The sequence below is a fragment of the Kineococcus aridisoli genome, assembly GCF_050871885.1.
Taxonomy (GTDB): domain Bacteria; phylum Actinomycetota; class Actinomycetes; order Actinomycetales; family Kineococcaceae; genus Kineococcus.
In genome coordinates this window covers 46,432-57,916 of record NZ_JBJLSF010000019.1, presented here as the reverse complement: position 1 = coordinate 57,916, position 11,485 = coordinate 46,432, and the positions used below count along the sequence as shown (strand labels likewise).

11 protein-coding genes and 1 riboswitch are annotated in these 11,485 nt (G+C 76.5%); of the genes, 2 read left to right on the top strand and 9 right to left on the bottom strand.

The window, feature by feature from the left end; all coding sequences use genetic code 11:
- Positions 1-26: 26 nt before the first annotated feature.
- From idi to sucC, 9 genes are all read right to left on the bottom strand, one after another.
- The gene (idi, locus tag ACRYM2_RS07810; RefSeq protein WP_432521263.1) at positions 27-584 is read right to left on the bottom strand and encodes an isopentenyl-diphosphate Delta-isomerase; all 558 of its coding nucleotides are present in this window, start codon (positions 582-584) and stop codon (positions 27-29) included.
- Between the two features lie 28 nt (positions 585-612).
- On the bottom strand, positions 613-1,449 hold the full coding sequence (locus tag ACRYM2_RS07805) for an N-acetylmuramoyl-L-alanine amidase (protein ID WP_432521262.1): 837 nt from the start codon (positions 1,447-1,449) through the stop codon (positions 613-615).
- Positions 1,450-1,457: 8 nt separating this feature from the next.
- Positions 1,458-2,591, bottom strand: a complete 1,134-nt coding sequence (gene sfnG, locus ACRYM2_RS07800; RefSeq protein WP_432521260.1) for a dimethylsulfone monooxygenase SfnG — start codon at positions 2,589-2,591, stop codon at positions 1,458-1,460.
- Positions 2,592-2,602: 11 nt separating this feature from the next.
- A riboswitch (SAM riboswitch) is annotated at positions 2,603-2,699 on the bottom strand.
- A 28-nt stretch (positions 2,700-2,727) separates the two neighbouring features.
- On the bottom strand, positions 2,728-2,970 hold the full coding sequence (locus ACRYM2_RS07795; protein ID WP_432521259.1) for a DUF3017 domain-containing protein: 243 nt from the start codon (positions 2,968-2,970) through the stop codon (positions 2,728-2,730).
- Between the two features lie 55 nt (positions 2,971-3,025).
- Positions 3,026-4,594 carry a bifunctional phosphoribosylaminoimidazolecarboxamide formyltransferase/IMP cyclohydrolase gene (gene purH / locus ACRYM2_RS07790; protein WP_432521257.1) on the bottom strand — a complete coding sequence of 523 codons (1,569 nt, stop codon included), beginning with the start codon at positions 4,592-4,594 and terminating at the stop codon, positions 3,026-3,028.
- Positions 4,591-5,202: a phosphoribosylglycinamide formyltransferase gene (gene purN, locus ACRYM2_RS07785; RefSeq protein ID WP_432521255.1), complete on the bottom strand. Its 612-nt coding sequence runs from the start codon at positions 5,200-5,202 to the stop codon at positions 4,591-4,593. Before purN ends, purH begins: the two co-directional genes overlap by 4 nt.
- A 24-nt stretch (positions 5,203-5,226) precedes the next feature.
- On the bottom strand, positions 5,227-6,465 hold the full coding sequence (locus ACRYM2_RS07780; protein ID WP_432521254.1) for a cell division protein PerM: 1,239 nt from the start codon (positions 6,463-6,465) through the stop codon (positions 5,227-5,229).
- Positions 6,466-6,537: 72 nt separating this feature from the next.
- Entirely contained in the window at positions 6,538-7,437 is a 900-nt protein-coding gene (gene sucD / locus ACRYM2_RS07775; RefSeq protein WP_432521253.1) for a succinate--CoA ligase subunit alpha, read from the bottom strand.
- 5 nt (positions 7,438-7,442) lie between these two features.
- Positions 7,443-8,618: an ADP-forming succinate--CoA ligase subunit beta gene (gene sucC / locus ACRYM2_RS07770; RefSeq protein ID WP_432521251.1), complete on the bottom strand. Its 1,176-nt coding sequence runs from the start codon at positions 8,616-8,618 to the stop codon at positions 7,443-7,445.
- Between the two features lie 166 nt (positions 8,619-8,784).
- Here sucC and ACRYM2_RS07765 point away from each other — a divergent pair, with 166 nt between their 5' ends.
- Positions 8,785-10,506 (top strand): dihydroxyacetone kinase family protein, encoded by a 1,722-nt coding sequence (locus ACRYM2_RS07765; protein ID WP_432521249.1) that lies wholly within the window; start codon positions 8,785-8,787, stop codon positions 10,504-10,506.
- 20 nt (positions 10,507-10,526) lie between these two features.
- Positions 10,527-11,480 carry an NAD-dependent epimerase/dehydratase family protein gene (locus ACRYM2_RS07760; RefSeq protein ID WP_432521247.1) on the top strand — a complete coding sequence of 318 codons (954 nt, stop codon included), beginning with the start codon at positions 10,527-10,529 and terminating at the stop codon, positions 11,478-11,480.
- Positions 11,481-11,485 lie beyond the last annotated feature (5 nt).

The window sequence follows — 11,485 nt, the reverse complement described above, 5'->3', positions numbered from 1 at the left end:
GCGCTGAACCGGCGCGCCGAGCCGGTTCAGCGCGGCAGCTGCTCCAGCTGCTCCAGCTGCAGCAGCATCCACGGGCTGAACGGCGAGGGGTCGCGGGCGACCTCGGCGCGCAGCTCGTCCAGGCCGATCCAGCGCCAGTCCCCCACCTCGTCCGGGTGCGGGTCGACCGCGCCGGCGAGCGCGGCGGTGAAGACGGGGCAGACCTCGTTCTCCACGGTGCCGTCGGCCATGACGGCCCGGTAGCGGAACAGCGGCAGGGCCGGGGCGACGTCGACGACGCTGGTGCCCAGCTCGTGGCCGGCGCGCCGGTGCACCGCCTGCTCGGGCTCCTCCCCGGGGCCGGGGTGGCCGCAGAAGGAGTTCGTCCACACGCCCGGCCAGGTGCGCTTGCCGTCCGCGCGGCGGGTCAGCAGGGTGCGGCCGGCGTCGTCGAGGACCCAGCAGGAGAACGCCAGGTGCAGCGGCGTCGCGCTGTGGTGCACGTCCGCCTTGGGCGCCGTGCCGCACGGCGAGCCGTCCTCGGTCAGCAGGACGACGAGCTCGGTGGTGGCGTCGGCGGGGGCGGTCACGGGAGGGGCGCTCACGGCAGGCACGGTACGTGGTGCCGGCCGCTCAGCGCGCGAGGAAGGCCAGCACGCCGTCGGCGACGCCCTGCGCGGCGCGCTGGCGCCACGCCGGGTCGGAGACGGCCGCCGCCTCCTCGGGGTTGCGCATGTTCGCCGACTCCAGCAGCACCGCCGGGGTGCGGGCGAGGTTGAGCCCGGCCAGGTCGTCGCGGCGGGTCAGGCCCGGCTCGACGAGGTCGCCGGGGTAGCCGGCGCGCGGCGACCCCGTCGCGGCGCCGAAGGCGGCCAGCAGGTCGCGGGCGGCCACGTCGGAGGCCGCCAGGACGGCCGCGTTGCCGCCGTCGGGCGCGAGCGCGGGCTCCACGACGTGGTAGCCGCGCGCGGAGGCCGCGGCCCCGTCGGCGTGCACGGAGACCGCGAGCGCCGCCCGCGCCTCGTTCGCGATCTGCGCGCGGCGGTCCACGCAGGGCCCGACGCCGGTGTCGTCGGTGCGGGTGAGCACGACGACGACCCCCCGGGCCCGCAGCAGCTCCGCGGCGCGCAGGCTCACGTCGAAGGCGTAGGCGTGCTCGGGGTAGCCGGCGTCGGTGGAGGTGCCCGTGGTGTTGCACGGCTTGGTGAAGCCGCCGGCCGGCACGGGCGCGCCGATCACCCCGGGGGCGGTGGCGTTGCCGCCGTTGTGGCCGGGGTCGAGCACGACGACCGGCGGTGGCGGTGCCTCGGCACCGGTGGCGGGGCGCGCCACCGGTGCCGGCGTCCCGGCGGGCGCGGCCGGCGCCTGCTGGGAGCAGGCGGTGACGGCCAGCAGGGCTCCGGCGAGGGCGGGCAGCTGGACGGGCAGGCGGGCGGGCGGGCGCCCGCGCCGCCCGCCCCGGCCCACCACGGACCGGCTCAGGCGGGCACGGGGCTGGTCGCCGCGGCGACCGCCTCGTCCAGCTCGGGGCCCAGCTGCAGGTCCTCCCCCGCGACGAGCCGCTGCTCCAGCTCGCGCACCCGGGGGATGACGAGCTCGCCGAACGCCTCGACCTCCTCCTTGACGTGCAGGAAGCCCAGCAGCAGCAGGTCCACGCCGACGAGCCGGTAGGCCAGCACGCGGCGGGCGACCTCGTCGGGCGTGCCGACCAGGCCGGTGCGGAAGCCGTCGTTGTACTGCACCAGGTCGCGGAAGGAGCTGTCGGCCCACATGCCCTTGCGGTCCTTCGTGGCGTTGCCGGCCTCCTGGACGGCCGCGCCGAAGCCCTCGACCTTCGCGACGTCGGCCTTGGCGACGATCTCCTCCAGCACCGCCCCGGCCTCCTCGCGGGTCTCGCGCACGACGGCGAACCCGTTGAGCCCGAACTTGATCGAGCGTCCGTTCGCGGCGGCGAGGGCACTCACCTCGCGCACCTGCGCGGCGGCGTCGGCGATCGACCTGCCGTTCATGAAGTACCAGTCGCTGACGCGCCCGGCCATCGCCTGCGCGGCCGTGGAGTTGCCGCCCTGGAACAGCTCGGGCTGGACCTTCGGCTGCGGGCGGAAGGTGATGCCGGTGGCGTTGAAGAAGTCGCCCCGCTGGCTGTAGCCGTCCTCGCTCCACACCCCGCGCAGCAGGCGGATGAACTCCTCGGACTGGCGGTAGCGCTCGTCGTGCTCGTGCCAGGTGACCCCGAGCTGCGTGGCCTCGTCCTTGAACCAGCCGGAGACGACGTTGAGCGCGAGCCGGTCGCCGGTGAGCTCCTGGGCGGTCGCGGCAAACTTCGCCAGGACGCCGGGGTGCCAGAAGAACGGGTGGACGGCGGCGATCACCTTCAGCCGCTCGGTGGCCAGCAGCAGCGCGAGCGAGAACGAGGTGGACTCGTGCTGGGCGTCGGCGCCGTAGGAGGCCAGGTAGCGGACCTGGGTCAGCGCGTAGTCGAAGCCGACCCGCTCGGCCGCCCTGGCCACCTCGACGTTGTAGGCGGGGTCGTGGCTGGTGCGCTGCTCGATGGTCGAGACGACGAGACCACCGGAGACGTTGGGGACCCAGTAGGCGAACTTCAGGGACATCGGTGTGCCTTCCTCCATCGGTCCTGGCGGAAGCACCTGCGCGCCCGGCGGGGCGTGCGGTTGCTGCGGCGTCGACGAGCCAGGTCTCTCAGCCGCTCTGGATGGTCCCCGGCAGCGTAACCCAGGCCACCGCGCGTCAGGAGGGTGTCGGCACGATCCCCGCGAGCGCGATGCAGGAGACGGCGAGCACGAGCAGGACCGCGACGTCGACCGCGCGCGAGCGCACGGCCAGCGCCCCGGCGATGCGCACGGGCAGCACCAGCCGCAGCACGGCGGCGACCGCGAGGTCGGCGCCGAGGAGGATGCCCCCGGTCGTCGGTCCCGTGAACCAGGTCAGCACCAGGGCGGCGACGAGCCCGGCGACGAGGGTCGCGAGCACGGCGTTGCCCGGTGGGGGGACCCGTTCCGGGGCCGGGGCCGGGGGCACCGCGGCCTCAGTGGGCGAAGTGGCGGGCGCCGGTGAAGTACATCGTCACGCCGGCCCGCGCCGCCGCCTCGACGACCTCGGCGTCGCGGATGGAGCCGCCGGGCTGCACGATCGCCCGCACCCCGGCGTCGATGAGGATCTGCGCACCGTCGGCGAAGGGGAAGAACGCGTCGGAGGCGGCGACCGCACCGCGGGCGCGCTCGGCGCCGGCGCGCTCGACGGCCAGCCGGCAGGAGTCCACCCGGTTGACCTGGCCCATGCCCACGCCGACCGAGGCGCCCTGCGAGGCCAGCAGGATCGCGTTGGAGCGCACCGAGCGCACCGCGCGCCAGGCGAAGACCAGGTCCGCCAGCACGGCCTCGTCGGCGGCCTCGCCCGCCGCGAGGGTCCAGTGCGCGGGGTCGTCGCCGTCGGCGTCGATGCGGTCCAGCGACTGCACGAGCATCCCGCCGGAGACCGGGCGCCACTCCTGCGGGGGGCGGCCGTAGCCCTCCGGCAGCTGCAGCAGCCGGATGTTCTTCTTGCGCTGCAGGACCTCCAGCGCCTCCGGCTCGAAGCCGGGGGCGATGACGACCTCGGTGAAGACGTCGGCGACCTGCGCGGCCATCGCCGCGGTGACCGGGCGGTTGGCGGCGATGACGCCGCCGTAGGCCGAGACCGGGTCGCAGGCGTGCGCCTTGGCGTGGGCGTCGGCGACGTCGGTGCCGGTCGCGATGCCGCACGGGTTGGCGTGCTTGATGACGGCCACGGCCGGGGCGGTGAAGTCGTGGGCCGCGCGCAGGGCGGCGTCGGCGTCGACGTAGTTGTTGTAGGACATCGCCTTGCCGTGCAGCTGCACGGCCTGCGCGATGCCCGGCTCCGAGGCCGGGTCGGCGTACACGGCGGCCCGCTGGTGCGGGTTCTCCCCGTAGCGCAGGACGGCGGTGCGCTCCAGCGCCGTCCCGGTGACCGCCGGCCAGCCCTCGTCGCCCTCGTCCAGGGTCTGCTCGGCGAACCAGCCGGCGACGGCGGTGTCGTAGGCGGCGGTGTGCGCGAACGCCGCGGCGGCCAGCCGCTTGCGCTGGGGCAGGTCGAACCCGCCGCCGGCGACGGCGGTCAGCACGTCGCCGTAGCGGGCGGGGTCGACGACGACGGCGACGCTGGGGTGGTTCTTGGCCGCCGCGCGCACCATCGAGGGGCCGCCGATGTCGATCTGCTCGACGACCTCGTCGTACCCGGCGCCGGAGGCGACGGTCGCGGCGAAGGGGTAGAGGTTCACCACGACGAGGTCGAACGGCTCGACGTCGAGGTCGGCCAGCTGCTGCACGTGCTCGGGCAGCCGCCGGTCGGCGAGGATGCCGGCGTGCACCCGCGGGTGCAGCGTCTTCACCCGCCCGTCCAGGCACTCGGGGAAGCCGGTGAGCTCCTCCACCGGGGTCACCGGGACCCCGGCCGCGGCGATGCGCGAGGCCGTGGAGCCGGTGGAGACGATGGCCACGCCGGCGGCGTGCAGGCCCTGCGCGAGCTCCTCCAGCCCGGTCTTGTCGTACACGCTGACCAGGGCGCGCTTCACGGGGACCTTGTGATCCGCGGTCATCGGCGGGTGGCCGTCCTCTCGCTGTCGGGTGCTGCTGCGGGTGCGGGGGTTGCGCGGGCCAGCCGGCCCACGACGTCGACGAGGAGCTCGCGCTCGTGGACCTTGATGCGCTCGTGCAGGCTCGCCTCGTCGTCGTCGTCGAGGACCCGCACGGCCACCTGGTCCAGGATCGGCCCGGTGTCGACACCGGCGTCGACGAGGTGGACGGTGCAGCCGGTGACCTTCACGCCGTGGGCGAGGGCGTCGCGCACGCCGTGGGCGCCGGGGAAGGCGGGCAGCAGCGCCGGGTGGGTGTTGACCAGGCGGCCGGCGAAGGCGTCGACCACGGGCGCGCCGAGGATGCGCATGAACCCGGCCAGCACGACCAGGTCGGGCTCGTGCGCGGCGATCGCCGCGGCCAGCGCCGCGTCCCAGGCGGGGCGGTCGGCGAAGCCGCCCGGTGCGACGGTGAAGGTCCGCACCCCCGCGGCGCGGGCCCGCTCCAGGGCGGGGGCGCCGGCCTTGTCGGTGCCCACCGCCACGACCTCGAACGACGGGTCGGCCGCGTCGAGCAGCGCTTGCAGCGTCGAACCGGAGCCGGAGGCGAGGACGACCACACGGGCGGGCACGGAGAGGGACTCTAGTGCGTCCGCTCAGTCGTCCGTGAGCAGCTTGCCGGGGGTGCGGCCCTCCTCGGGCAGCACCACGACGTGCCGGGCGCCGCGCCGGGAGCGCCAGGCGCGGCCGGCGAACAGGGCCAGCAGCGCGCCGGCGGCGACCTCGCCGGCGACGACGGCGGCCGTCAGCAGCGGGGACGGGCCGAGCTCGCCCATGCGCCCGGCGCCGGCGGGCCCGCTCGCGGCGAGCGCGAGCAGCCCGGTGAGGCCGCCGGCGAGCACGCCGGTGAGCACGGCCGCGCCGCAGCGGTGCAGCAGCCCGCCGGGGACGGGCCCGCGCCGGGTCTGCAGCGCCCACGTGAGCGCGCCGACGAGGACGGGCAGCGCCAGCGCCGCCCACGCCAGCACGGGTCCCGGCCCCGGGGCGGGCAGCGCGCCGAGGACGGGGACCGCCGGCAGCGCCTCCAGGCTCGTGCCGCCGGGTGCCACCGAGGTGCCGGCGCCGACCGCGAAGCCGGCGCCCGAGGCCCACGCCAGCCCCCACACGGCCAGGGTCGGCAGCAGCAGCACCTGCGCGAGCGTCAGCAGCGCTCCGCCGAGGACCCCGGGGTCGAGCGCCTCGTGCAGCAGCAGGACGCCGGCGTGCCCGCGGGCCAGGGCGGCGGCCACGACCAGCGAGCCGACGGCGAGCAGCCCGGCGCAGGCGGCCAGCGCCGGGCGCAGGGCGGCGGCCACGAGGGCGGGCACGGCCGCGGGCAGCGGCGGCCGGTGCGGCCACAGCGCCGCGAGCGCGCCGACGGCGCCCACGACGAGCCCGCCGACCGTGCTGCCGACCGGCGCGGCGGCGCTCACCCCGGAGCGGGAGACGAGCGCGACGAACCCGGCGAGCAGCGCGTAGCCGCCCGCGAAGGTCCCCACCGCCGCCCAGAAGGGCACGGGGCGGTCGGCGGCGCCCTGGTCGCGCGCCCAGGCGCGCACCGCCCGCACGGCGGACAGCACCGCCAGCAGCGTGATCCCCAGCGGCGCGAGGCCGACCTCGCCGCCCACGACGGCGACGGTGGCGCCGTGCGCGAGCAGCCACAGGTCGGCGCCGACGCGGCAGACGGCGGCCAGGGAGGAGGTGGAGCGCACGGAGGCGATCCAGGCGAGGACGCTCAGCACGAGGACGGGCACGAGCAGCGCGAGCACGGCCCGCAGCGCCGCGGTCAGCAGCGGCAGCAGGTCGGCGGCCGTGGTCCTGGGAGCCTTGGCGGAGGGTTCGACGAGCGTGGACATCTCCTCGATGCTCCCCCGCCGGACGCGCGCAGCCCCCGCCGACACGCGGTCGGCGGGGGCTGCGGGGCGGGATCAGAGCTTCTCGAAGATCTCCCGGGCGAGGTTCGCGGTCTCGCTGGGGGTCTTGCCGACCTTGACGCCGGCGGCCTCGAGGGCCTCCTTCTTGGCCTGCGCGGTGCCGGCGGAGCCGGACACGATCGCGCCGGCGTGGCCCATCGTCTTGCCCTCGGGGGCGGTGAAGCCGGCGACGTAGCCGACGACGGGCTTGGTGACGTTGGCCTCGATGAACTTGGCCGCGCGCTCCTCGGCGTCGCCGCCGATCTCGCCGATCATGACGATGAGGTCGGTCTCGGGGTCGTCCTGGAACGCCTGCAGGGCGTCGATGTGCGTGGTGCCGATGACCGGGTCCCCGCCGATGCCGACGGCGGAGGAGAAGCCGATGTCGCGCAGCTCGTACATCATCTGGTAGGTCAGCGTGCCCGACTTGGACACCAGCCCGATGCGCCCGGGCGGGGTGATGTTCGCCGGGATGATGCCGACGTTCGACTTGCCGGGGCTGATCAGGCCGGGGCAGTTCGGCCCGATGATGCGGGTGGTGCCCCGCTGCTGGGCGAGCGCGAAGAACTCGGCGGTGTCCTTGACCGGGACGCCCTCGGTGATGACGACGACGAGCGGGGTGTCGGCCTCGATGGCCTCCACGGCGGCCGCCTTGGTGAACTTCGCCGGGACGAAGACCACGCTGACGTCGGCGCCGGTGGCCTCGCGGGCCTGCGCGACGGTGCCGAAGACGGGCACCTGCACCGGCGAGCCGTCGGCGCCGGTGAAGTCGACGCTCTGACCGGCCTTGCTCGGGTTCACGCCGCCGACGACGTTCGTGCCGGAGGCCAGCATCCGCTGGGTGTGCTTGCGCCCCTCGGAGCCGGTCATCCCCTGGACGATGACCTTGCTGTCGGAGTTCAGGAAGATCGCCACGGGGCTCAGGCCTTTCCGGTGCTCGCGAGTTCGGCGGCCTTGGCGGCCGCGCCGTCCATGGTGTCGACGACGGTCACCAGCGGGTGGTCCGCCTCGGCGAGGATGCGCCGGCCCTCCTCGACGTTGTTGCCGTCCAGGCGCACCACCAGCGGCTTGGTGGCCTCGTCGCCGAGGATGCCGAGCGCGGAGACGATGCCCTTGGCGACCTCGTCGCAGGCGGTGATGCCGCCGAAGACGTTGACGAACACGCTCTTGACCTGCGCGTCGCCCAGGATGACGTCCAGGCCGTTGGCCATGACCTGCGCCGAGGCGCCGCCGCCGATGTCGAGGAAGTTGGCGGGCTTGACGCCGCCGTGCTGCTCGCCGGCGTAGGCGACGACGTCCAGGGTGCTCATCACCAGGCCCGCGCCGTTGCCGATGATGCCGACCTCGCCGTCGAGCTTGACGTAGTTGAGGTGCATCTCCTTCGCCTTGGCCTCCAGCGGGTCGGCCGCGGCGGCGTCGACGAGCGAGGCGTGCTCGGGGTGGCGGAAGTCGGCGTTCTCGTCGAGCGTCACCTTGCCGTCGAGGGCGACGACCGCGCCGTCCTCGGTGCGCACCAGCGGGTTCACCTCGACCAGCGTGGCGTCCTCGGCGGTGAAGACGCCCCACAGCTTCACGACCACGTCGGCGACGGCCTCGCGCAGCTCGGGCGCGAACCCGGCCGCCTCGACGATCTCGGCGGCCTTGGCGGCGTCGATGCCGGTGAGCGCGTCCACGGGCACGCGGGCCAGCGCCTCGGGGCGCTCGACGGCCAGCTGCTCGATCTCCATGCCGCCCTCGACGCTGCACATCGCCAGGTAGGTGCGGTTGGAGCGGTCCAGCAGGACGGAGAAGTAGAACTCCTCGGCGATCCTCGCGCCCTGGGCGACCATCACCTGGTGCACGGTGTGGCCCTTGATGTCCATGCCGAGGATCTCGCGGGCCCGCTCGGCCGCCTCCTCGGGCGAGTGCGCGAGCTTGACGCCGCCGGCCTTGCCGCGGCCGCCCGTCTTCACCTGCGCCTTGACCACCACGGTGCCGCCACCCATCGCCTCGGCGGCCGCCCGGGCCTCCTCCGGCGTGGTGGCGACCCTGCCGTCCAGCACGGGTACGCCGTGCGCGGCGAACATGTCGCGCGCCTGGTACTCGAAGAGGTCCACCAGTCGTCCTCGTCTTCCTCGTCATCGGTCGGAAGTTGCTGCGTGCAGCACCGGGCACCAGCACACTAGCCCCGGCCGGCCACCGGCTCGCGGGGAGCCCCGGAGACCCCGGTCACACCGCGCCACCCCCTCCCGCCGGCGGGGCGCAGCGGCCAGGATGGCGGCCGTGAGCCTCGACCACTTCTCCACGGGCGACGACGTCGTCGCCTCCGCCCTCGCCGGCTTCGCGCGCGCCCACGGCGCGTCGGTGCGCGTCAGCCGGGACCCGGCCTTCGTGGCGGCCGCCGACCCCGACCCCGGCCGGCGCGTCGCGATCGTCTCCGGCGGCGGCTCCGGGCACGAGCCGCTGCACACCGGCTTCGTCGGCCGCGGCGGGCTGGACGCCGCCGTGCCCGGGCAGGTCTTCGCCTCCCCGCACAACCGGCAGGTCCACGCGGCGGCGCGCGCGGTCGCCCGCCCCGGCGGGGTCCTGCTGGTGGTGAAGAACTACACCGGTGACGTCATCAACTTCGGCATCGCGGCCGAGCGGCTGCGCGCCGAGGGCACCGCCGTGGAGACCGTCCTCGTCGACGACGACCTGGCCACCGAGGTCGAGGGCTCGGCCACCGGCCGGCGCGGCACCGGCGCGACCGTGCTGGTGGAGAAGGTCCTCGCGGCCGCCGCGGACGCCGGCGCGGAGCTGGCCGAGCTCGCCGACCTGGGCCGGCGCGTGGTCGCCGCCTCCCGCAGCCTGGCCGTGGCCTCGCGCGCGCACACCTCCCCCGGCGGCGGGGGCCTCGCCTTCGAGCTGCCCGCGGGGCAGCTGGAGTACGGCGTCGGCATCCACGGCGAGCGGGCCGTGAGCACCGTGGAGCGCCCGGGCACCGACGAGCTCGTCGACCGGATGCTCGGGCAGCTGCTGGAGCACGTGCCCGCGACGCCCGCCGGGTACGCGGTCCTGGTCAACGGGCTGGGGTCGGTGACCCAGCTGGAGCTGTACTCGATCCTGGACCGGGTCGCCCGCGGCCTCGACGAGCGCGGGCTGGAGCCGGCCGTCGCCCTGGCCGGCACCTACGTGGCCGCGCTGGACATGCGCGGCTTCTCGCTGACGCTGACCGCGCTGGAGCCGGGGTGGGTCGAGCTGCTGCGCGCCCCCACCGCCACCCCCGCGCTGCCCAGCGCCGAGCCCGTCGCGCCGGCGCCCGCCGCCGACCCCGCCGCCGACCCCGCCGCCGACCCCGCCGCCGACCCCGCGGGCGACCCCGTGGGGGAGGACGCCTTCCTGACGGCCCTGCGGGCGGCCGTCGAGCGGGCGCACCCGGTGCTGACCCGCCTGGACCAGGCCAGCGGCGACGGCGACTTCGGCGACAACCTCGCCGGCGGCGTGCGCGCGGCGCTGGGCGCCACCGCGCCCGCCGACGCGCCGGCCACCGCGCGGGGGCTGCGGGCGGCCGAGCACGCCTTCCTCGACGAGGTCGGCGGCTCCAGCGGCCCGCTGTACGGGCTGCTGCTCCAGCAGCTGCGCACGGCGCTGGAGCAGGCGCCGCGCGCGGACGCCGACGCGGTGCGCGCGGGGCTGGCCGGCGCGGTGGCGGCGGTGCAGCGCGTCGGCGGCGCCCGGCCGGGCGACCGCACGATGGTCGACCCGGCGGCGGCGGCCGCCGCCTCCACCGGCGGCCTCGCCGACCTCGTGCGCGCGGCCGTCGACGGCGCGGCGGCCACCGCGCGGATGCTGCCCCGGCGCGGGCGGGCCTCCTACGTCGGGGAGCGGGCGCTGGGCCTGCCCGACCCCGGCGCCGTGGGGGTGGCGCTCGTCCTGGGCGCCCTCGCCGACGCCCTGGAGCCGGCCGCGGGCGCCGGCGACCTCGTCGGCGCCCTGGTGGCGGAGCTCGGCGCGCACGCGGGCTGACGGGCGGGCAGGGTGGCCGGATGCGCGTCGTCGTCATCGGAGCCACCGGCCACGTCGGCACCCACCTCGTGCCCCGCCTCGTGGGGGCCGGGCACGAGGTGGTCGCCCTCAGCCGCGGCGAGCGGCAGCCGTACCACCCGCACCCGGCCTGGGAGCGGGTCGAGCGGGTGGTGGCCGACCGCGAGGCCGAGGACGCCGCCGGCACCTTCGGCGAGCGGGTCGCCGCGCTCGGCGCGGACGCCGTCGTCGACCTCGTCTGCTTCACCCCGGCCTCCGCGCGGCAGCTGGTGGCGGCGCTGCGCCCGCGGGGCACGTTCCTGCTGCACTGCGGCACCATCTGGGTGCACGGCCCCGCGGCGGCCTCGCCGCTGCGCGAGGACGACCCGCGCGAGCCGTTCGGCGAGTACGGCACGCAGAAGGCGGCGATCGAGGAGCTGCTGCTGGCCGAGACCCGCGGCGGCGGCCTGCCCACCACCGTCCTGCACCCGGGGCACATCAGCGGCGCCGGCTGGCCGGTGATCACCCCGCTGGGCAACCTCGACCCCGACGTGTGGCACCGGCTGGCCACCGGCCGGCCGCTGCTCGTGCCCGGCCTCGGGCTGGAGACCCTGCACCACGTCCACGCCGACGACGTCGCCCAGGGCTTCGAGCTGGCCCTGGCCGCCCCGCGGGCCGCGGCCGGGGAGAGCTTCCACGTCGTCTCCGAGCGCGCGCTGACCGTGCGCGGCTTCGCGCGCGCGGCCGCGGGGTGGTTCGGCCGGGAGGCGGACCTGCGCCCCGTCTCCTGGGAGGAGTTCCGCGCGGCCGCCGGCGAGCACGCCGACGCCAGCTGGGAGCACCTGTCCCGCAGCCACAGCGCCAGCACGCGCAAGGCCCGCGAGCTGCTCGGCTACCGGCCCCGGCGCACCTCGCTGGAGACGGCCCGGGAGGCCGTGGACGACCTGGCCGCGCGGGGGCTGCTCGACCTGGGCTGAGCGCT

Excerpts from the sequence above, each read along its gene's own strand:
- ACRYM2_RS07760 (WP_432521247.1), top strand. The coding sequence starts at position 10,527 with ATGCGCGTCGTCGTCATCGGAGCCACCGGCCACGTCGGCACCCACCTC.
- sfnG (WP_432521260.1), bottom strand. The coding sequence starts at position 2,591 with ATGTCCCTGAAGTTCGCCTACTGGGTCCCCAACGTCTCCGGTGGTCTC.
- ACRYM2_RS07780 (WP_432521254.1), bottom strand. The coding sequence starts at position 6,465 with ATGTCCACGCTCGTCGAACCCTCCGCCAAGGCTCCCAGGACCACGGCC.
- purH (WP_432521257.1), bottom strand. The coding sequence starts at position 4,594 with ATGACCGCGGATCACAAGGTCCCCGTGAAGCGCGCCCTGGTCAGCGTG.